Source organism: Chitinophaga sp. 30R24, assembly GCF_049056765.1.
In the GTDB taxonomy this organism is placed as follows: Bacteria; Bacteroidota; Bacteroidia; order Chitinophagales; family Chitinophagaceae; genus Chitinophaga.
The window spans coordinates 867892-890294 of sequence record NZ_JBJGXX010000001.1 but is presented as its reverse complement, the minus strand read 5'-3'; the positions used below and the strand labels follow the sequence as shown (position 1 = coordinate 890294).

At 45.4% G+C, this 22403-nt stretch carries 17 protein-coding genes; 8 read left to right on the top strand and 9 right to left on the bottom strand.

Translation table 11 applies throughout. The features are described 5' to 3' along the window. Positions 1–119: 119 nt before the first annotated feature. Positions 120–1595 (bottom strand): glutamate synthase subunit beta, encoded by a 1476-nt coding sequence (locus ACDQ55_RS03680; RefSeq protein ID WP_420979756.1) that lies wholly within the window; start codon positions 1593–1595, stop codon positions 120–122. Positions 1596–1660: 65 nt separating this feature from the next. Then, entirely contained in the window at positions 1661–6190 is a 4530-nt protein-coding gene (gene gltB, locus ACDQ55_RS03675) for a glutamate synthase large subunit (RefSeq protein WP_420979755.1), read from the bottom strand. A 365-nt stretch (positions 6191–6555) separates the two neighbouring features. Between gltB and ACDQ55_RS03670 the strand changes: the two genes are divergently transcribed. Beyond that, complete coding sequence (locus ACDQ55_RS03670; RefSeq protein WP_420979753.1) at positions 6556–7656, top strand: hypothetical protein; 1101 nt, start codon at positions 6556–6558, stop codon at positions 7654–7656. Between the two features lie 128 nt (positions 7657–7784). On the opposite strand, the gene ACDQ55_RS03665 is transcribed toward ACDQ55_RS03670, so the two are convergent. Both ACDQ55_RS03665 and ACDQ55_RS03660 read right to left on the bottom strand, forming a co-directional pair. Beyond that, positions 7785–9326, bottom strand: a complete 1542-nt coding sequence (locus ACDQ55_RS03665) for a glycoside hydrolase family 10 protein (RefSeq protein ID WP_420979752.1) — start codon at positions 9324–9326, stop codon at positions 7785–7787. Positions 9327–9594: 268 nt separating this feature from the next. Beyond that, positions 9595–10047: a methylglyoxal synthase gene (locus ACDQ55_RS03660; protein ID WP_420979751.1), complete on the bottom strand. Its 453-nt coding sequence runs from the start codon at positions 10045–10047 to the stop codon at positions 9595–9597. Positions 10048–10289: 242 nt separating this feature from the next. Between ACDQ55_RS03660 and ACDQ55_RS03655 the strand changes: the two genes are divergently transcribed. The 4 genes from ACDQ55_RS03655 (at position 10290) to ACDQ55_RS03640 (ending at position 13860) form a co-directional block, all read left to right on the top strand. Next, the gene (locus ACDQ55_RS03655) at positions 10290–10886 is read left to right on the top strand and encodes a NifU family protein (protein WP_420979749.1); all 597 of its coding nucleotides are present in this window, start codon (positions 10290–10292) and stop codon (positions 10884–10886) included. Between the two features lie 114 nt (positions 10887–11000). After that, the gene (locus ACDQ55_RS03650) at positions 11001–12695 is read left to right on the top strand and encodes a PNGase F N-terminal domain-containing protein (protein ID WP_420979748.1); all 1695 of its coding nucleotides are present in this window, start codon (positions 11001–11003) and stop codon (positions 12693–12695) included. 17 nt (positions 12696–12712) lie between these two features. After that, complete coding sequence (pnuC, locus tag ACDQ55_RS03645) at positions 12713–13336, top strand: nicotinamide riboside transporter PnuC (RefSeq protein WP_420979747.1); 624 nt, start codon at positions 12713–12715, stop codon at positions 13334–13336. After that, complete coding sequence (locus tag ACDQ55_RS03640; protein ID WP_420979746.1) at positions 13333–13860, top strand: AAA family ATPase; 528 nt, start codon at positions 13333–13335, stop codon at positions 13858–13860. Before pnuC ends, ACDQ55_RS03640 begins: the two co-directional genes overlap by 4 nt. Here the strand turns inward: ACDQ55_RS03640 and mtgA are convergent, their stop codons facing one another. Then, entirely contained in the window at positions 13861–14577 is a 717-nt protein-coding gene (mtgA, locus tag ACDQ55_RS03635; RefSeq protein ID WP_420979745.1) for a monofunctional biosynthetic peptidoglycan transglycosylase, read from the bottom strand. A gap of 76 nt (positions 14578–14653) precedes the next feature. Here mtgA and ACDQ55_RS03630 point away from each other — a divergent pair, with 76 nt between their 5' ends. Both ACDQ55_RS03630 and ACDQ55_RS03625 read left to right on the top strand, forming a co-directional pair. Continuing rightward, a complete protein-coding gene (locus tag ACDQ55_RS03630) occupies positions 14654–15271 on the top strand; it encodes an L-threonylcarbamoyladenylate synthase (protein WP_420979744.1) in 618 nt (205 codons plus the stop codon). A 5-nt stretch (positions 15272–15276) separates the two neighbouring features. Then, the gene (locus tag ACDQ55_RS03625) at positions 15277–15648 is read left to right on the top strand and encodes a hypothetical protein (protein ID WP_420979743.1); all 372 of its coding nucleotides are present in this window, start codon (positions 15277–15279) and stop codon (positions 15646–15648) included. Between the two features lie 136 nt (positions 15649–15784). Here the strand turns inward: ACDQ55_RS03625 and ACDQ55_RS03620 are convergent, their stop codons facing one another. The 3 genes from ACDQ55_RS03620 to polA form a co-directional block, all read right to left on the bottom strand. Beyond that, positions 15785–16930, bottom strand: a complete 1146-nt coding sequence (locus ACDQ55_RS03620; RefSeq protein WP_420979742.1) for an aminopeptidase C — start codon at positions 16928–16930, stop codon at positions 15785–15787. Positions 16931–17037: 107 nt separating this feature from the next. Further along, positions 17038–17568, bottom strand: a complete 531-nt coding sequence (locus ACDQ55_RS03615) for a GNAT family N-acetyltransferase (RefSeq protein WP_420979741.1) — start codon at positions 17566–17568, stop codon at positions 17038–17040. Positions 17569–17700: 132 nt separating this feature from the next. Then, positions 17701–20514 carry a DNA polymerase I gene (gene polA / locus ACDQ55_RS03610; RefSeq protein WP_420979739.1) on the bottom strand — a complete coding sequence of 938 codons (2814 nt, stop codon included), beginning with the start codon at positions 20512–20514 and terminating at the stop codon, positions 17701–17703. Positions 20515–20610: 96 nt separating this feature from the next. Here polA and ACDQ55_RS03605 point away from each other — a divergent pair, with 96 nt between their 5' ends. Continuing rightward, positions 20611–20946: an arsenate reductase family protein gene (locus tag ACDQ55_RS03605; RefSeq protein WP_420979738.1), complete on the top strand. Its 336-nt coding sequence runs from the start codon at positions 20611–20613 to the stop codon at positions 20944–20946. Between the two features lie 73 nt (positions 20947–21019). On the opposite strand, the gene ACDQ55_RS03600 is transcribed toward ACDQ55_RS03605, so the two are convergent. After that, positions 21020–22117: a glycosyltransferase gene (locus tag ACDQ55_RS03600; RefSeq protein WP_420979737.1), complete on the bottom strand. Its 1098-nt coding sequence runs from the start codon at positions 22115–22117 to the stop codon at positions 21020–21022. Positions 22118–22403 lie beyond the last annotated feature (286 nt).

Genomic DNA, 22403 nt, shown 5'->3' with positions numbered 1-22403 from the left:
TATTTTAGTGGGCGCCGGGATCAAAATAAAAATATAGGCCGGGTAAAGACCCGGCCCGGCTGAAGGTTACAACAAAATCTAAACCTGCTTATGAGAAAGTTTTGATTAGTACAATTGCTTTATAATGCCATTGCCTGCAGAGAATGGTCTTTACTTTCCAGTTGGGAGCTGCCCATCAGGAATTCATCTACTTTTCTCGCGCATTCCCGGCCTTCACTTATTGCCCATACCACCAGTGATTGTCCGCGGCGCATATCACCGGCAGCAAATACTTTAGGAATAGATGTGAGGTAGTCTTTTTCTGTAGCTTTTACGTTACCGCGTTCATCTCTTTCTACTTCCAGCTGATCTAGTAAACCGGTATGCTGAGGGTGTATAAATCCCATTGCCAGCAAGGCCAGTTCGCAAGGTATATCCCTTTCTGAGCCGGTGATTTCGCTGAATTTAGCCGGTTTGCCATCAGCGCTGGCGGTCCATTCCAGGTCTACCAGGCGAAGGGCTTTCAGGTGGCCGTTTTCATCGCCTATAAAGGCTTTGGTAGCGATGGCCCATTTACGGTTGGCCCCTTCTTCGTGGGAAGAGGAGGTTTTCAATATCATAGGGTAGGTAGGCCAGGGCATGTATGGCGTACGTTCTCCCGGAGGTTTAGGAAGTAGCTCCAGTTGTGTAATACTAGCGGCGCCATGGCGGTTGCTGGTGCCTACGCAATCGGAACCGGTATCGCCACCACCTATCACCACTACATTTTTGTCGGTGGCCCATATATCGTTGCCAGCTACAGCTTTATTGCTTACCCGTTTGTTTTGCTGTTTCAGAAAATCCATTGCATAATGAACTCCTTTTAGTTCGCGGCCGGGAATATTGAGGTCGCGGGGAATAGTAGAGCCGCCCGCCAGTACTATCGCATTATACTCCCTTAACAGGTCGTTCGTACTAACGTTTACGCCTACATTGGCATTACATTGAAATACTACGCCTTCCTCTTCCATTATTTTTATGCGCCGGTCTACTACCCATTTTTCCAGTTTGAAGTCTGGGATGCCATAGCGTAGTAAGCCGCCTGGTGCATCATCGCGTTCAAATACGGTAACGGAATGACCGGCATAGTTGAGTTGTGCTGCTGCGGCCAGGCCTGCGGGGCCGGAGCCGATCACGGCTATTTTTTTACCGGTGCGTACACGGGGCGCTCTGGCCTGTACCAGGCCCTTATCAAAAGCTACTTCAATGATATGTTTCTCTATTTCTTCAATAGCTACCGGCGGTTGGTTAATACCTAGTACACAAGCGCTTTCACATGGCGCCGGGCAGATACGGCCGGTAAACTCCGGGAAATTATTGGTGGAGGTCAGCACATCGTACGCCTCTTTCCAATCCTGACGGTATACGGCATCATTGAATTCAGGTATTACATTGCCTAACGGACATCCGCTGTGGCAAAACGGCACACCACAGTTCATACAGCGGGCTGCCTGCTGATTTAATTTGTTATCCGGAAAGCGCTCCACAAATTCATTGTAGTGGCCAACCCTTTCCCGGGGATCTGCTTTCCCGGGGAGCTCTCGTGTGAATTCCAGGAATCCTGTAGGTTTACCCATGTTTTTCCTCCACAAGTCCCTTATCAGCAAGGGATATTTTGATGGTGAATGTTAAAGTTTACGTACTAGCGGCCTACTTGTTGGCCCTGCACTTTGCCTGATTTTATTACGGCTTTGTATTCTTTCGGGAATACTTTTACAAAGTGGCGCAGTTGATTTTCCCAGTCTTTCAGGATAAACTTGGCCACCGTGCTATTCGTATAGGCATGGTGTTTGGTGATCAGATCCTGCAACTGGTTCACATCTTCCTGATCCAGCGGATCGAGGTCGATCATGTCTCTGTTGCAATGGTTAGCGAACGTACCTTTTACGTCGTATACATAGGCAATACCACCACTCATGCCAGCACCAAAGTTGCGGCCGGTTTCACCCAATACCACTGCTTTTCCACCAGTCATGTATTCACAACCGTGGTCGCCCACCCCTTCTGTTACTACGGTAGCGCCGGAATTGCGGACGCAGAAGCGCTCACCCGCTTTTCCACGGATATAGGCTTCCCCGGAGGTAGCGCCATAGAAGCAAACGTTACCAGCAATAATATTTTCTTCTGCTTTAAAGCCTGCTTCTCCCTGTGGATACAGTACCAGTTTAGCGCCGGATAAGCCTTTCCCAAAGTAATCGTTAGCCTCTCCTTCCAGCTCCAGCGTTAACCCCTTTGTAGTAAAGGCACCGAAGCTTTGTCCGGCAGAACCGGTGAATTTGAAGTGCAGGGTATCTTCGGGCAATCCTTCGCTTTTATAACGTTTGGATATTTCGTTGGAAAGAATGGTTCCAATAGTCCGGTCGGTATTTTTTACTGTAAACTGCTGGTATACCCGAGTTTTCTTTTCGAGTGCAGGTTGGGCCACTTTGAGTAGTTGCCAGTCTAACACTTCGCTAATACCATGATCCTGCTCTTCCTGTTTGTATAGGCCTGTTTCGGCGGCAGCTTCTTCTTTGTATAAGATCGGGGAAAGATCCAGTTTCTGGGTTTTCCAGTGAGTAATATTATCACGCATCTGCAGGCATTCTACCTGGCCAACCATTTCGTTGATGGTGCGGAATCCCAGGTCTGCCATGATTTCGCGGAGCTCCTCCACCAGGTAGGTGAACAGGTTTACTACGTGTTGAGGGTCGCCGGTAAAGCGTTTACGCAGTTCCGGGTCTTGGGTGGCTACCCCTACGGGGCAGGTATTTACATGGCATTTACGCATCATGATACAACCTTCTACCACCAGGGCGGCAGTAGCTACGCCCCATTCTTCCGCGCCGAGTAAAGTAGCGATGGCAATATCACGACCAGTTTTTAACTGGCCATCTGTTTGCAGTACTACCCTGCTCCGGAGTTTATTTTTTACGAGTGTTTGGTGGGTTTCCGCCAAACCAAGTTCCCAGGGCAAGCCTGCGTGTTTGATAGAGCTTTCAGGAGAGGCGCCGGTGCCTCCGTCGTAACCGGAAACCAGTACCACGTCGGCGTGGGCTTTAGCTACACCGGCAGCAATAGTGCCTACGCCAGCTTTAGAAACCAATTTCACACTGATACGGGCGGCGCGGTTAGCGTTTTTCAGGTCATAAATCAGCTGGGCCAGGTCCTCAATAGAATAAATATCATGATGTGGCGGAGGAGAGATCAAACCTACACCTGGTGTAGCGTGCCTAACTTTAGCGATCCAATCGTCTACTTTGTGACCTGGTAGTTGCCCGCCTTCCCCTGGTTTTGCACCTTGAGCCATTTTGATTTGCAGCTCGTCGGCATTGGTGAGGTAGTAGCTGGTTACCCCAAAACGGGCGCTGGCAACCTGTTTGATGGCAGAGCGCATAGAGTCGCCATTTTCCAGCAGCTCATAACGCAGTTCATCTTCTCCCCCTTCACCCGTATTGCTTTTAGCGCCAATACGGTTCATGGCAATAGCCAATGTGGAGTGGGCTTCATGGGAAATAGACCCAAAGCTCATCGCTCCGGTGGCGAAACGTTTAAAGATGCTGGTAGCAGGTTCTACTTCATCGATAGAGATGGAAGGCCGGTTTTTCCGGAAGGAAAACAGGCTGCGTAGGGTAGCTGCTTTTTCGCTCTGATCATTTACTGCTTTAGAGTATTTTTTGAAAGCAGCGTAGTCACCCATACGGGTAGCCAGCTGCAGGTAGTGAATAGTAGTGGGATTAAAGAGATGGAATTCTCCTTTACGTTTCCACTGGTATACGCCACCTTCTGTTAAACGTTGCACAGGAGTTTCCTTCCTGCCATACCCCATCCAGTGTTTAGCCAGTGTTTCTCGGGCAATTTCATCAGGACCAAGGCCTTGTATACGGGAAACGGCGCCAGTGAAGTATTTATCTACAGTAGCCTGATTAATACCCAGTATTTCAAAGATTTGTGCACCCTGGTAAGATTGCAGGGTGGAAATGCCCATTTTGGAAAATACTTTCAATAGGCCATCACAAACCGCTTTAACGTAATTCTTTTTTAGTTTGTCTGCGTCCTGGTTGGTATCCAGTTTGCCATTCAGCTTCATATCACGGATGGTGCTGAGCGCCAGATATGGATTAATGGCGGTTACGCCAAAGCCCAGCAGGCAGGCAAAATGATGTACTTCCCACACGTCGCCAGCCTCTACGATTAACCCTACCTGACCACGATAACCTTTACGGATCAGGTGGTGGTGTACGGCAGATGCTGCTAACAGGGAAGGAATGGCAGCGTGTTCGGAGTCAATAGCGCGGTCGGACAGGATAATCACTTCAAATCCGTCTTCTACGGCATCAATGGCATAGCGGCACAAGCGTGCCAGGCCTTTTTCGAGGGAACCCGGTTTGCCATCGGCTTTGAAATAAGTATGCAGCGTTTTAGCCTGGAATAGGCCGGTATCCACACTGCGTATTTTTTCCAGTTCGTGATTGTTGAGGATCGGATGGCGTAATGCGATGGTGTGGCAGTGCAGTGGGTCTTCATCCAACAGATTACCATTGTTACCCACAAAAGTAGCCAGCGACATCACTAGTCTTTCCCTGATAGGATCGATAGGCGGGTTAGTTACCTGTGCAAACAATTGTTTGAAGTAGTTGCTCAGGTGTTGTGGTTGATTGCTGAGTACTGCCAGCGGAGTATCAGTTCCCATAGACCCTACGGGTTCTTTTCCGTCAAGGGCCATTGGAGCAATGATATGATCCAGGTCTTCGGTGCTATAACCGAAAGCGCGTTGGTATTTGAAGATCTGATCATGTTCCAGGTGGGAGAAGGTAACTCTTGGTTCCGGCAATTCTTCGAGGCGGATCTTATATTTATTCAGCCACTCGCCATATGGTTGCTGGGAGCAGATTTGTTTTTTCAATTCTTCATCTCCGATAATACGGCCCTGTTCCATGTCTACGATAAACATTTTACCGGGTTGGAGACGGCCTTTTTCTTTGATGTTTTTGGGATCAATGGGCAGTACGCCAGCTTCTGAGGCCATGATCACGCGATCGTCTTTGGTTACTACGAAGCGGCTGGGACGTAACCCGTTACGGTCCAGTGTAGCGCCAATAATTTTTCCGTCGGTGAAAGAAATGGAAGCAGGACCATCCCATGGTTCCATAAGGGAAGCATGATATTCGTAGAAAGCTTTCTTTTCTTCATCCATATCTTCATTATCATCCCAGGCTTCAGGTACCAGCATCATCATCACGTGCGGGAGGGAGCGGCCTGTCATGGTAAGGAGCTCTATTACGTTATCGAGGCTGGCAGAATCAGATTGACCATCTTCTGTGATCGGCAACAGCATCTCCATTTCTTCCTTCGTGAAATATTTAGAGACAAAGTCCCTTTCTCCGGAGCGGAGCCAGTTCAGGTTACCCTTAAGCGTATTGATTTCACCGTTATGGGCAATATACCGGTAAGGGTGCGCCAGTCTCCAGCTAGGGAAGGTGTTGGTGGCAAAACGGGAGTGGATGAGGGCAAAGGCAGATACCATTTTCTCATCGTTTAGATCTGAATAGTAGTGGCGTACCTGGTAGGTAGTTAGCTGGCCTTTGTATACAATGGTCTTATAAGAAAGAGAGGCGATATAGAACAGCGACTTTTCTTTAGGCACTGTATTACGGACTGTTTTAGAAACGTAGTTACGTAATACGAATAGTTTACGCTCAAAAACTTCCGGGTCGCTGATATGATAAGGACAGGCGATAAATACCTGTTCAATTTCGGGTTCTACAGAAAGCGCTGTTTCGCCGATACCATCCGGGCGTACAGGTACTTTCCGGTAACCGAGAATGTCGAGGCCCAGTTTTTCTGCGCTGCGCTGAAAGATCTCGCGGCATTCTTCGCGCCAGCGCGGCTCTTTAGGAAAAAAGACCATGCCCACACCGTATTTTCCAAATTCCGGTAAACGGATGCCTAATTTCAGGCATTCGTCGTAGAGGAACTCATGTGGGGTTTGAAACAGGATTCCTGCACCATCCCCTGTGTTTTGCTCACAGCCGCAGGCTCCGCGGTGTTCCATGTTTTCCAGCATGGTTAAAGCATCACGAATAATATGGTGAGACTTACGGCCCTTAATGTGGGCGGTAAATCCTGTTCCGCAGGCATCATGTTCAAATTCCGGACGGTATAAACCTTGCGTTTGCTTCACTTCATCCATTTTGGTTCAGATTTTTTTTCTTTGGCACACTTTTTCCTTTGACTTGCGCCGTGGCGATGGTGTACAATATAATTTGGGAACGGTTTAAAGATACTAAAGGAATGCTTCATTCTTTATATAAACTTTTGTTAGATGGATAAAATTTAGAAAAAAATAAAAAGATATGCTTATTTGTTGGAATTTTTGAAAAAATGAAAGCCCCCTTGGGCCAATTGCGGCCGTTAACGACAACGGCTTAAAAAGACCAACTTTTCCTGTCTGCTAAAACGTATTATAAGTATAAGAGATGCCGGTAGACAAAGGATATAGGTTTTTATTCTAATTTCGACGGCCATCCAGGTATAACATTCACGCCTATATTTTCTATGCCAGTTAAAATATTTATTATCACCTTGCTGCTCTCCATACAAGGAGCTGTAATGCCAATGATGGCGCAATCTAAAAATGAAGATCGTGTTACTCTTAGAAAGATCAGTCTGAAAGGACCCCTGGTTTTTAAACCGGAAGATCTGCCGCACCATTTCTCGGGTATCACCGTGGTAAACGCTTTATGGGATTCTACCCGCTTAGGCTTTGTGGAAGTTGGCTTATATAATAAGAAGGTACTTGCTGTACCAGAAAAAAATATGAGTGCCTATCTCCTGGATTATATAGATACTGCTTTGGCTACTGTATACGAGCCGGGCAAACCAGCAATGTTGTGGGTGGTGGAAGATGTAAGGATTGGAGAGCATACAGGAGACGCGGGCGAAAAAGCCTATGTCCGTTTAAAGGCAACAGCTTACCTTTCGGATGGCGAAATTTATAAAGAACTGATCTCCAGGGATATCGTGCATTATAACACGGGCTTGGATGTTACGCATAAGCATGGTAACAACTTAGCCAAAGCGATCCAAGAGCTATACCTTGCTGCGGATTCTGCCTTGTTGATATTACCCGTAGATGCTCCTATTTTGTCTTACAACGAATTAATGCTTAGGTATTTACAAAAGCGAGAAGTGCCGGCGTTAAAAGATAGTGTCTTAAATGAGGGTGTATATTATACGTTTGAAAGTTTTCTCCGGAATAAGCCAGACCGTGCACTAACGAAAGAAGAAAGTAAATCCCGTAGAAAAGTGCCCCTTATTCCCACAGACCTGCCTATGACAGAGAAAGCAGATGTTTGGGGCGTTGTGAAGAAGGGCATAGCGTATAAGTCCGTAAAAAAGGGAGATGTATTGAAAAGGGATGCTGTAGTTGCCCTGACAAAAAGGGGTTATGGTTATGTGTTGTCCAATTACCAGGCAGATTATCGACAGCAAAAAAATGAGAGGATGATGAACGCCATAGGCGCCGGAACAATAACTGCTTTTATGATGAACGGTGTTGTCAGAGAGTTGGCTTATGTGGATAACTTTCCTATACTGGAGTCGGCTAAAGCTGAAGCTACTGCGATCGATATGGAAACAGGCAACCTGATTTTCTGAGTAAAGTGAAATAAAGGTGCTGGAACGAAAAAAAAATAACTTACGTATATTCGTTAGCGTATAATGTACAACTCCTGGCTTCCAAACAACACATCATGTTTTAGAAGCCAGGAGTTGTATATTTATGGCTACTGCTCAAACAGGAACGCTATTTTCCCATTCTGTATATCCATCCGCAGGGGCTCACTTACGTAGCTCTCGTTCTGCATACGGTCTAATGCTGTTACTACGTAGGTATATAATTTGCCTTTCACATAAGTAGCGTCTTTAAACACCGGATCGGAAGATTGTGGTAATATTCTGATGATTTTCGTTGGGTCGCTTACGTTAATAGCTTCTGTTTTATCAAAGCGGTAAAGCACGTATTGTTTAGTGTGCCCGCTGGTGTCATTATCTGTCCAGTGGATTTCCAGTCCGTCGGGTCTTTCTATAGCATCAGCAAAAGAGGGCGCTTCCGGTGTTTCTTTAGGCAGCCAGGGCATAATAGGCCGTAAGGCGGGATATTTGAAGAGACGGTTACGGAGAATATCTTCAATGCCAAGCGGATTGCCGCGGAATGAGCTGACGCTATAAAAGATACTTCCTTGTATCGTATTGAGGGCGCGGGCTTCTTCTACCTGTGCAGGCAACTCGTTAGGGTTTTTCCACGCCGCGTTGCTACCAATGCGGTAAGCGCCGTGGCCTATGTATACATTTCGGCCATATCCGTGCTGGCCCCACCAATTTAATAATATTTCATAGTCGGCCAGCCGGTGTCCGCGTTCCCAGTAGATCTGTGGCGCAACGTAGTCTATCCAGCCGTTTTTTAACCACTTCAGGATATCTGCATAGAGGTCGTCGTAATTGGTTTGGCCGCCTTTAGTATAGGAACCTTCCAGGTCTTTATCTTTATTGCGCCATACGCCAAAGGGGCTGATACCGAATTTTACCCAGGGTTTTTCCGCCTTGATAGCTACGCTCAGCATTTGTATGATGGCATCTACGTTCGCCCGGCGCCAGTCATCTTTCATCATATTATTGCCGTACAGGCGATAAGAGTTGTTGTCCGGAAACTCTTTTCCAGGCACCCGGTAGGGGTAAAAATAATCATCGAAGTGAACGGCATCAATATCATAACGTTTCACCACGTCGCGTATCACATTGGTAACGTATTCCCTTACTTCAGGAATACCTGGGTCAAAGTATTTACGATTATCGTAAGTAAGGAACCATTGGGGTTTTAAGCGGGTAATGTGATTGGAGGCTACACTGCTGCGGCTCACATTGAAGACAGCGCGGTAAGGATTAAACCAGGCATGGAATTCCATGCCGCGTTTATGCGTTTCCTCAACCATGAACTGTAGGGGATCGTAATAAGGATTAGGTGGCTGGCCCTGTACGCCGGTAAGGTATTCAGACCAGGGTTCAAATGGCGAGGGATAGAACGCGTCTGTAGCTGGGCGTACCTGTACAACTACGGCATTCATGCCGTTTTGTTGCTGATGGTCCAGAATAGCGATGAATTCCTGTTTCTGTTGTTCTGTGCTCAATCCACGCCGGGATGGCCAGTCAATATTTTCTACTGTGGCGATCCATACTGCCCTTAGTTCACGTTTGGGGGGCAATTGCGCCTTCAGCTGTTGCACCAGGAACATGCACAGCATACAACCAACTATAAATTGCTTCAACATCTGCCTAACTTTACTTTTAACCTAAGATGCGAAAATAGCAAAAAGAGGGGCTGATACGATATAATTATGTGATTGTTATGAAGATAGACTTTTATTCCTGCGCTAACTTCACTTTAAATGCCGGCGATTGGTAATCTTCGGGTAAATAGTCTGCCGGAATTGTTGTTGCGCTACCATCCCTGTGCGCAATTCTCACCCCCGAAGTTGTTAAAGTTCGGAAAATTCTTGATTCCTCCTCTTATAAAGGCAGGAGAACGAACGGTTAAGGTTATACTTTTCTTTTGGTATACTGGCTATAATCTGGTAAAATAGCTTCGTACTCTTCATGCATGAGTGGAGAGGTAAGCAGAAAGTCTGCGGAAGCGCGGTTGCTGGCCATGGGAATATTCCAAACAACGCCCAGGCGGAGCAGTGCTTTAATATCCGGGTCGTGCGGCAAGGCTTCCATAGGGTCCCAGAAGAAAATGATCACATCCAGCTCTCCGGTGGCTATCAGGGCGCCTATTTGTTGATCGCCGCCCAGGGGGCCGCTCAGTAGCTTTCGCACAGATACGTCCAGCGCTTGTTCAATGAGCTGTCCGGTTGTACCGGTGGCATATAGCTCGTGGCGGCTCAATACCGTTTTATTATAGATGGCCCAGTCTATTAACTCGGCCTTTTTATGGTCGTGGGCAATTAGCGCAATCCTTTTGCGCGCTTTTATGACTTTCTTTGTTTGCATAGCTTATACAAAAATAATCAGTGGTCTGTAATATTTAAATGTGAATAAATATAATGTCTTTGGAGCTGTGAATCTTCTTTCTATATTATAGAGATATCGTATAACTATGCTGCTGTTAAACGATGGTGCTAGATATTGTTGCTAGTTATACCAGGATTGTTAATTTCGATGGTTAACCAACTGATGCATCCCATAAATCTGTTTGAAAAATCATTACCTTTGCACGAATAAATAGGGATAAAATGATTAAAACAGGAAATCCAATTATCAGCATATACACGGAAATGACACCTAACCCGGAAACCATGAAGTTTGTGGCCAACAAACTCCTGTATCCTGGTAAAAGTATTGATTTCCCGGATGAAGCCAGTGCCAAACCGTCTCCTTTAGCCATAGAACTGTTTAGCTTTCCTTTCATAAGGGGAGTATTTATCATGGCTAATTTTATTACGCTGACCAAAACAAGCGAAACCGACTGGAACGATATAATTCCTACCGTGAAGGCCTTCCTGAAAGAATACCTGGAAGACTCCCGTCCCGTAATCAATGAAGATGAGGTAGTAATCACTAAAGATTCTGCCAGCAATGAAGTAAGTGCAGATGATACAGACGTGGTAAAACGAATCAAGGAATTGCTTGAAAATTATGTAAAACCTGCTGTGGAAATGGATGGTGGTGCCATTCAGTTCAAAGATTATAACAGCGGTACCGTTACACTGATGTTGCAAGGTTCCTGCTCTGGCTGCCCTTCTTCTATGATTACGCTAAAAGCCGGCATTGAAGGCATGATGAAGCGTATGATCCCAGAAGTGAAAGAAGTAGTGGCAGAAGCTGAATAAGCCATAGTTGAGTGAATGATAGTGTTAAACGAAGCACAGTCTTTACGGCTGTGCTTTTTTTTAGCCAATAGTTAACAGCAATTACTTATAAGCTGCTCAAAAGGAATTACCCATATGAAAGGATTTATATTAATGTTTGTTGCTGCCCTGGCATTGCACCCGGCGCTGGCGCAGAAGAAAAAAACAGCAGACAGTGCATCGGCAGTGATTACCTATGGCTTTACCAGCAATGGGAAAGCCATCCCCGGCAATGAATTACAGCTTTTTATAGACCACGGGCAAGCACGCATTGCCCCGGGAGCTAACAAACAAAAAGAGCAACAATACCTGGAAACCCAAGGTGCTACTACCTTGCAGGTGCTACAATTGGCTGATGGAACAATATATACGCTTAAAAAACCTTTCGGGGAATACGCTACCCCTACCCTGTTACCGGATACGGCTACCATATTAGGCTTCGTGTGCAAGAAGGCCCGGTTGTTTATCCGTTCCAATACCATCGATGTATGGTACACCGATGCTTTGCCACTAAAAGGCACACCCAATATTACGATTGCACCAGGCTTGGGATTGGTACTTAAAATTGTGCGTAATGGGAATAGCGAAACCATTGCCAAACGTATCCAATACCGCAAAATAACTGCGGCAGAACTGAACTGGCCGCAGCATACCGGTACCCTGGTAGATGATGCTGCTTATCTGCGGCAGGTGATAGACAGCCGTTATACTACCCTGCCCGTTTTTAACCAGGAGCAGATCTGTTGGGGAAATAATGCTGCTAATCCCGACGGGGAACAGCTTAATCAAACATATCATTATGCAGGCGGCACTGTTGTCCTGAAAAAGATACAGCTGCCCGTCCCGCAAAAAGGACAAACCCTTTTTGCTACACTCACACAATATTCCAACGGGGATGCATACGATCGTACCGGTGCGGTATTTATAATCCCTACAGACAAAGCCACCTCGTTTCTGGATGGATTGGAAAAAGGCGTAGCTGCTTTGCCGGCTTTTACCGCCCGCAACGGACAGCCATATCATGGGATGGTGGCTACCGATAACTATCTGCCAGCCCTCGAGATATTAAGGTTCTTTACGCCATTTGGTGTGCACCATTTTAATGACCAGGTAAAGATAGCAGGCTATCACTGGGCCGATTCGGTAGTGTATAAACAGGATATCAGCGCTTTGCAATACCGTTTACAAGGAGAAGTATGGATAGGGGTATATATCGGGAATTATGATAAAGGAGGACATAAGATAAGTCTTAGCCTGCAGTATTATCCTGGGGATTCGGAAGACCAGGAGCCGGTGGCGCGCAATTGGGTACAGCCCATATTTAATACGACCAATATTATGGAAATGGCTGGTCAGGAGTATGCTACCCTCTTCGATAAAGACTCTTTAACAGTACGGGTAAATATTCCGGAAGGTGTTAAACACATACAGCTGCATTATACCACCACAGGTCATGGTGGCTGGGGTGGCGGAGATGAATTTAATCCAAAGCCCAATGAGCTCTTTGTAGATGGACAACGGGTATACCAGTTTACCCCCTGGAGGGTTGATTGTGCTACTTATCGCCTGTCTAATCCTGCTTCCGGTAATTTTGGTAATGGTTTATCATCGTCAGATCTAAGCCGGTCTAACTGGTGCCCAGGTACGCTTACGGCGCCGGTAACCATTGCGTTGCCAGACATTACTCCGGGTTGGCATACGATACAGGTGGCCATTCCACAAGGTAAGCCGGAAGGTAGCAGCCAGAGTTTCTGGAATGTATCCGGTACCTTAACAGGAGTGATAAAATAATTTTTCATCTTCGCATTATGAATGATCTATACCAGGGCTTTTTAGAGGGGCTGTATCAAATGACGTGGCTGGAAGGAATTGCAGTATTCTTCGCAGTGTTATCTGTGCTTTTTCAAAAGGAAAATAACATACTGGTGTACCCTACCGGGATTATCAGTACTGCCATATATACCTGGCTGTTATCACGGGAGCATTTTAAGCTTTATGCAGATGCTACACTGAACGCTTATTACCTGGTAATGAGCGTGTATGGCTGGGTGTATTGGGCGAAGAAGAGGCCACAGGAACCAGTGGTGCCTATTACGAGCAGCAATGGCAGGGAGCTGATCACCGCTGTATTAATATCGCTGGGGGGATGGGGGATCTTTTATTATTTGTTACGCCATTTTTCTGATTCTAATGTGCCCGTTATGGATGCCTTTGTATCTGCTACTGCTTGTGCAGGTATGTGGCTGCTGGCAAAGCGCAAGCTCGAAAACTGGATATTGCTGAATATTTCCAATCTGGTAGCTGTTCCGTTACTGTTTTATAAACACCTCTACCTTACCTCATTGCTGACCATCTTTTTATTTATCGTTGCCGTTTTCGGATATTTTAGCTGGAGAAAAGAAGTGCAGCAAAGCGAAATTACCCGTTTATGAAGAAAGTTGTTGTTATTGGGCCTGAGTCTACAGGTAAAAGTACCCTCAGCGAAAAGCTGGCTACACATTTCCATACGGTATGGACGCCGGAGTATGCCCGGGAATATATCGATCAGCTTAGCCGTCCTTATAATCAGCAAGACCTGCTGGAAATAGCAGCCGGACAAATTGCATTGGAACGTCAACAGGCATTACAAGCCAATAGGGTACTGATCTGTGATACCGATTTGTACGTGATCAAAGTATGGAGCGAGCATAAGTATGGCAATTGCGATCCCCGTATATTGAAACAGGTTGCCCAACAACATTGTGATCTTTATTTGCTCACTTATATAGACCTGCCTTGGGAGGAAGATCCACAGCGGGAGCATCCGGACCCGGCTATGCGGGAGCACTTTTATCAGATTTACCGGGACATTGTAACGAAATCAGGTGTATCCTGGGTAGATATCCGCGGTGGTTACGCCGAGCGTGAAGCCCAAGCCATTGCTGCTATAGAGGCATTGCTGGAACACCAACCGTGATTATTTTTTAGAGGAAATCAACGCTATAATATCGGGATCAGGCGCCAGGTTACGCATTTGCACCAGTATCTTACGCTGGCGGTAAATAGTGATCCTGGCCGGTGGTGTAATGGTATATTTTATAGGGTTAGGCAAGCAGGCTGCAATCATGGCAGATTCTTCCTGGTTAAGGCTGCTGGCACTTTTATGGAAGTTTGCCTGGGAAGCTGCTTCTACCCCAAATATGCCTTCTCCCATTTCCGCCACATTCAGGTATACTTCCAGAATCCGTTGCTTGCCCCATACTTTTTCAATCATAAAAGTGAAGTATACTTCCAGCCCTTTACGGAGCCAGCTGCGACCTTGCCAAAGAAAAACGTTTTTGGCCACTTGCTGACTAATGGTGCTCGCGCCTTTAATTTTTTTGCTTTGTTGATTATGCTTCATGGCCTTTTCGATCGACTTAAAATCGAAACCGTTATGATCCGTGAAGAGCTGGTCTTCACTAGCGATAACGGCCAGTTTAGTGTACTGGGATATGGCATCGTAACTAACCCAGGTTTTCCTTAGCTTTTTATCGGTTCCCCAGAGGCTGGCCCAGCTCGATATTTGAGTAATTGTAATGGGGGGATTTACCCATTTTAACAGAATGATATATGCAAATTGCGCTATTAATAAAACCAGCAATACTCTCTTCAATCTCCTCCACGTTCTTGGTATGATGCCTTTTAAGTTCATCGCGTAGGTTTAGAAAAATCGGGCTGAAAGGTAGGTTAAAAAGATGAAATTGAAACACAATCCGTAACTTTATAACATGCTGTTAAACGTACACCCAGAGAACCCGACCCCCCGCCATATCAAAACTATCATTGAGTGTTTGAAAAATGGCGGTATCATTATTTATCCTACTGATACGGTTTATGGTTTAGGTTGCGATATTACACAACACAAAGCCATTGAGCGTATAGCCCGGATAAAACAGGTAGATCCGAAAAAGGCTCATTTTTCTTTCATCTGCTATGACCTTAGTCATTTATCGGACTATGCAAAAAGTGTGGACACGCCCATATTCAGAATGCTGAAAAAGGCGTTGCCAGGGCCTTATACGTTTATTCTCCCTGCCAGCCGTTTGGTGCCCAAACTACTGAAAACGAAAAAAGATACCGTAGGTATCAGAGTGCCGGATAATAATATCTGCCGCACTATCGTGAAGGAATTGGGCAATCCCATTATGAGCACTACGCTTCCCATAGATCCCTACGTAGAAGAATATACGGACCCAGAGATCATTTATGAGAAGTTCGGTAACCAGGTAGATATTGTAGTGGACGGAGGTCCAGGAGGAATAGACTTCTCTACCGTAATAGATTGTACAGGAGTAGAACCGCTACTGATCCGTGAAGGCATAGGCAGTTTTGAAGAAGTTGTCTGAATGAGATGTGGAGATACGGATGGATATGGATCATAAGTGTTTTCTACACTACTAAAGCTGCTGCCCAGCAAGCTATTTTAAACCCCGGACTGTTATGGCCGGCAGGGCGCGTTTCCTTATCGTTTTCTACAGATGCTCGTGCTTCCTTGTTTTCTGGCTCCTCACCAGGCCAATACCTTCCTTATAACAGCATACTTCTCCCAGCAAAAGTAGCAGAAGCTGTTCCGGCTAATCAAATGGCGCCGGATGCTTGCTACCGCCAACACTTCGGTTTTTTCTGTAAACAGGAATGGGTATGGCAAAAACGAACCGGAGTGCCGGTAAAGATCCGCTTAGGTAATTATAGCTATGCCCAACAACAAGAAGGGAAGCATTGAGGTGTTGACACTCAATCACTTTACAGCAGGTATATGACAAAGTCAACTAATATTATTTGACGGAAGCAAATATATGATTAGCTCAATAAAAAGGGGTGGTATTCATAATACCACCCCTTTTTATGTAAAGGCATGATTACTTAATACCTAATTTTTTGGCTACATCAGCAGGTAACGCTTTTTTGTTGACCATGATGCAGGTGGTTTTATACGCGAAGTAAGGTTCAGAAGCGTAGAAATAACCCTGACCAGGATTACTGGTGCCCCAGGAATTTTTTACACGGAAGTATTTATTGCCATTCTGATCTTTTACCAGGCCAACAATGTGCATGCCGTGGTCGTCTTGTGTTTCGTAGTTATCGAATGCTTTTTGGCGGATTTCAGCAGTAATAGTTTTCTCTTTACCTGGTTCCAGGAAAGCATTTTTTGTTTCTTCCGGCGTCATATCAGACCAGTCTTTTTCCGGAACAATGGCCAGTCCTTCTTTGAAGTTGAAGCCTTTTTCGCTTACGTCTGCTGCCCATGCGATGGTATAGCCATTCATGATTGCATTTTCAGCAATATTGGTGAAGTCTGTCAGGTTTACGTTGTACACTTTTTCCCAATTCCAGTTGTCGGGCACTTCCAGCACAAACTGTGAATTGTAGGGATGGTGAGTGAAAGAAGAAATCAACACATAATCATCTGCATGAATACCCAGTTCTTTTGCAAAAGACTGCGGCGTATAGGATTTACCGTTATAATCGAATTTTTCGGGGGCAGCACCCATGTATGCGTCGAGTACGCCGTTGAAGGCTTTGGACCAATCGGGGTTAATTGTGCCCTGGGCTTCACCAATTTTGTTTACCAGGCCTTCCAGGAGACTTTCCATTTCGGCGTGGTTATACATTTTATCTTTGTTGCCATCATATATGCTTTGTGGAACCAGGCCATATTCACGGAGGCACAACAGGTCATCCGGGAAACCGCCACCTTCACCGAAGTTGGCTTTACCGTGCATGCGTACATAATTGGCTGCTTTTAGCGGATACATTTTACGTACCACAAACATTTCGCTAAGATTTAATCCTTTGTCTTTACCGTTGTGCAGTAATTCAGATTCAAAAAAAGATAAGCCTGAAAAGGACCAGCAAGTACCGGTGCGACCCTGGTTCTGTACATCACCCGCGTCCAGATTTTTTATCGTTGTAAACTGGTAACGGCTTCCTTCTACATTGGTACCGTTTTGTGCAAAAGCTCCCATGCTGCAAAGTAGGGCTGCACTTATCATCCATTTCTTCATGAGTGTTATGATTGGTTTAAAAAACAAGTATCAAAAATAAGGGAAAGGAGATACTTTCAGGATGAAAAGATGGATGAACGGAGTTGTCCGCAGGCTTTTCCGCCGGGTTATGAGGAGGCTTCCTGGTATTGTTCCCGTGTGATCTCCCACTCCCAGAGGTCTTCCCCGTCTTTGTTTTTAATGGCGCCTGCAAACCGCATTCCTGCTTTTTGTAATATTTTAACAGATGCATTGTATACTTCTTCTGTGTGGGCAATCACACGTTGTATATAGGAGTGGCCAAAGGCAAAGCGGATAAGCGCTGCTGCCATTTCTGTACCCAGTCCTTTTTCCCGGTAATCTGCGGTGATTTCATAACCCATTTCTACTATGCCGGCCTCACAGGGCTTACCTTTGAAGCCTCCGGCGCCTATCAGGCGCCTATCGGCACAATGTATAACCAGATAGAAAAACCAGCCCAGTATTGCCGGATCGTTGCGCAACTTATCATATGCTACTAAGACCATTTCAGGATATTCTGTCCAATTATCAGGAATAGCAATACCAAGCAGGTCGGCCAGTTGATCGTCGCCTTGTAATAACATTTCGAAATGCTCGAGGGTGCACGGCAACAATTGTAGCCGAGGTGTTTGGATCATATTTGAAACTAGTAAACTGTTTTGGGAAATACAATAGAGCTGGCAGCTATCTACAATTAGCTGTTTACTTTTAGTTATCAAGGCATTATGCCTCAAAAACTAAAAGCAAACAGCTAAAGCCCAGGTTGATTATCAGTGCGCTTCCAGCCAGGTATTGCCAGTGCCCAGCTCCGCTTCTATAGGAACTTCCAGTGGCAAGGCATTACGCATTAGGTTTAAGATCAGGGGTTTAACGATTTCTAATTCGGAGCGGTGCACATCAAACACCAATTCGTCATGTACTTGTAACAGCATCCGGGACTGCAGGTTGCTTTCCTTGAATGCTTTATGAATGGCAATCATGGCCAGTTTAATCATATCTGCTGCAGTGCCTTGTATGGGCATGTTTATGGCGTTCCTTTCTGCAAATCCACGTACTACGGCATTGGAAGAATTGATATCTTTTAACCATCTCTTTCTGCCAAGCAGCGTTTGTACGTAGCCCTTTTCCTGTGCAAACTGCACTTGATCATCCATATACTTACGGATAGACGGGTATTGCTGGAAGTAATTATCAATCAGTGTTTTAGCTTCTCCTCTTGGAATACCCAGGTTTTCAGACAACCCGAATGCGCTTACGCCATAGATGATACCAAAGTTGACGCTTTTTGCGTTGCGGCGCATTTCCGGTGTAACGGCATCCAATGCTACATTATACACTTTGGCGGCAGTAGCGGCATGGATATCTATACCTTCTTTAAAGGCAGCAGTCATTTCCTTATCTTCACTGATGGCCGCAATAATGCGTAATTCTATCTGTGAGTAGTCGGCAGACAGCAGGATATATTCTTCGTTGCGCGGAATAAATGCTTTGCGTATTTCGCGCCCTCTGGCCGTACGTATCGGAATGTTTTGCAGGTTAGGATTGTTAGAACTTAACCTGCCGGTTACAGCTACGGCCTGATTATAGGAGGTGTGTACCCGGTTGGTCCGCTTATTCAGCAATAACGGCAACGCATCAACGTAAGTTGATTTCAGTTTGCTCAGTTCCCGGAAAATAAGGATATCTTCTACAATTTTATGTTTGGAAGAAAGCTTCTGTAGCACATCTTCGCCTGTAGCATATTGCCCGGTGCGCGTTTTCTTTGCTTTAGGGTCTAGTTGTAGCTTCTCAAACAGCACTTCGCCCAATTGCTTAGGTGATGCCAGTTTAAACCGGACGCCTGCCTGTTCGTATACACTTTCTTCCGCCCTTTTTATTTCTACTTCCAGTTCCCGGGAATAATCGGCTAGAGCGTGAACATCCAGTGCAATGCCCTCAAATTCCATATCGGTCAATACTTTCACCAGCGGGTTTTCTATCTCATAAAAAACCTTATCCACGGCTTTGGCGGGCAACATGGGAGCAAATTTTTCTTTTAGCTGCAGGGTAACGTCGGCGTCTTCGGAAGCATATTCTTTGATCTTCTCGATTTCCACATCCCGCATATTGCCTTGCCCTTTTCCTTTTTTGCCGATCAGTGATTCGATGGCTACCGGCTCATAGTTCAGGTATTGCGCGCTCAATACATCCATGCTGCGGCGGCCTTCCGGTTCTATCAGGTAATGCGCCAACATGGTATCGAATACGGTGCTGGTTACATCCATGCCGTACCATTTCAGGATCAGCATATCAAACTTAATATTCTGGCCTATCAGTACAAGGTTGTTGTGTTGAAACAGCGGCTGAAATTCGTGGATAATAGCGCGGGCGGCTGCCTGATCGGCTGGCATGGGGATATAAAAAGCTGCTCCCTGTTTAAAGGCAAAGCTCATACCCACTATTTCAGCTTCATTGGCATCTGTACCGGTAGTTTCTGTATCAAAGGCTACTTCATTTTGTTGCAGTAATTGCTGCAGCAAGGCGGCTCTTTTTTCTGGCGTGTCTATTAGGTCGTATTGATGTGGAGTATTATGAATATTTTTATCTGCCAACAGGATATTGGTGGTTTCAGTTGCCTCTGTGATAACGGTTACTTCTGTTGTAACCACAGTGCCAAAGAGGTCTGTTTGCACTACCCGGGGTTTATTGGCTTCGGGACTTGCACCGCCAAAGCTGTCTCCCAGTACCCTTTTACCGAGCGATTTAAATTCCAGCTCCGTAAAAATATCGGTCAGTTTATTTTTATCGCATTCTTTTATGCAGAAATCTTCTTCATGAAAGGTAACTGGTACGTCTGTAATGATGGTGGCCAGTTCTTTAGAAAGCAATGCATTTTCACGGCCCGCTTTAATCTTCTCTCCCATTTTACCGCCGATCTTGTCTGCATTTTCCAGCACATTTTCAAGGGAGTGGTACTGGGCCAGCAGTTTCATGGCTGTTTTTTCACCAATGCCGGCAATGCCCGGGATGTTATCTACTGCATCCCCCATCAGCCCCAGGATATCTATTACCTGGTGCACATCGTTGATCTGCCATTTAGCGCAAACCTCTTTAGGGCCCATGATTTCTTCTTTGCTGCCCATGTAAGGAGGTTTGTAGATAAACACATTATCTCTTACCAGTTGACCATAATCTTTATCCGGTGTTACCATGTACACGGTATATCCTGCATCGGCGGCCTCCCAGGCGAGGGTGCCTATTACGTCATCCGCTTCATAGCCGTCTAGCTCTACTACAGGAATGTTAAATCCTTCTATGATACGTTTAATATCCGGCAAGGCATCCAGCAGATCTTCAGGGGCGTCTTCACGGTTGGCTTTATAATCGGTATAAGTAGTATGACGTTCGGTTGGCGCATGCGTGTCGAATGCAACGGCCATATGAGTAGGTTTCTCTTTATTGAGGAGATCCAATAAGGTGGTGGTAAATCCAAACTGGGCATTGGTATTCTTTCCTGCACTGGTGATGCGGGGATTCCTGATCAGGGCGTAATAAGCCCTGTAAATCAGCGCCATAGCGTCCAGTAAAAATAATTTTTTTTCCATTGCTAAACCTACAAGATTTAATTTGAATCTGCAAAATTAAGATAGTACTGCCATATAAGTTGAGGGTGTAACTTTAGGGCTGAAAAAAAAGAAAGAATGAATAAAATCTATCATTTGTCTACCTGCGGCACCTGTAAGAAGGTACTGGAAGAAATACAAGCAAAGGAAAGGGGATTTGTTTTGCAGGATATCAAAAAGGAAAAAATTACCCCGGAGCAGTTAGACGAAATGCATGCCCTGGCAGGCAGCTATGAAGCGCTGTTTAGTCGCAGGTCCCAGCAATACCGCCCTATGGGGTTACATGAAAAAACGCTTACAGAAATGGATTACTGCAATCTGATTTTGCAAGAATATTCTTTTCTGAAACGCCCTGTAGTGATCACTGAAAACAGGATATATATTGGCAGTGATGCCCGGCAGGCTACCAGCTAGCTGTATGATTGGCGGCCGTGTTTGTAATAAAGAGAAAGCAGGTGTCAAATTTTGATACCTGCTTTCTCTTTATTTATTTAAGGCTTTGTACGAGTTGTTGTACTACCTGTTTGTATTGATTCATGTCTTGCTCGTGCTGGAAAGAGCGGAACGGGAAACGGGATGCTTCTTCCAGGGCAGTTTGTAAATTGAAACGTTCCTGGGGCAAGGAATAAAAATAGCCTTTTTCCATTAGGTCTTCTCCCAGGTATACCTGTTCAGATTGGCCGGGAGTAGGTATCAGGATGGCTTTTTTGTTCAGTTTGGCAAGATCCATCAAGGTAGTATAACCAGAGCGGCTTAGTACCATGTCGGAGGCCAGCATTGCTTCATTTAACTCGCCTGCGTTCAGGTGGTTAACCTGTGTAACGCGTTCGCTTACAGCAGTATGTTGCGGTGTGCCGGGTTTTCCACTTACAATCAGTGCGGTGACCGGTAAGGACTTTATCTGATCGAGGATCAGTTTTTCCAGGTTGGATCGTTGTGGTTCCGGGCCTGAAATGAGTACTAGCAGGTCATATTTTTTTACCGGGTTGGCTTTAGGCTCAAAGCGGCTCAGGCAACCAATGTAGGTAACGTGGGCAGGCAATTGGGCCGGATGCGCCAGTTCTCCGGAAAGATTGTTAGGGCCTGCAAAATCGGGTACCCAGCAAGCGCTATATTTGTTAATGAAATGATAATTGATCTTTTGCAAAGTGCGCTCAATCCATCCGCCGAAGGGCGTTTTGATAAGGAGCTGATGGGTAATGAAAACGGTAGGTATTGTTTTATGGTACAGGCCGAAACGGTTATCTGAAATAACTGCATCAATCTGATAATCAGCAACAATCTTTTTAAGCCAGCGTTGTTCGTAGCGGACAGCCCGGTATATTTTGGGGATCTGCTGAATAATTTTCAGGCCAAAAAACTGCCCTTTTTGTGCGTACTGAATACGGTATCCGGGAAGTGGAAATATGGTCAGTTGTGGGAATTCCTGTTGCAGTAAGGCTGCATGTTTGCCTTCTGCAGCAATAAACACCTGGCAACCTGCGTTAAGCATTTCATGAATCAACGGAATATCCCGTGTGGCATGTCCAAGGCCCCAATCGAGGGGTACTATGAGAATTTTCCGAGACTTAAGAATTGTGGACAAATAATTTAATATTTTTTACGAATTTAGCTTAAATTACAAAAGCGCATTGTTAAGAAAAAGTAAACTATTAAGAAAGGATTTTAATTAATAGATAAGTATATTAAACTGCAGTATGAAAAGTATAAAATGGATCGTGATTTTCTTTCTTTGTGGATGTATGGTAATGGAAGGGTGTAAGATTATTAAGAAGAACGATTGCGGCTGTCCCACCATGAACAAAAAAAGGATGCACTAGTACATTATTCTGTTTGACAACTATTGACGAATTCAACAACGACTGACAAGT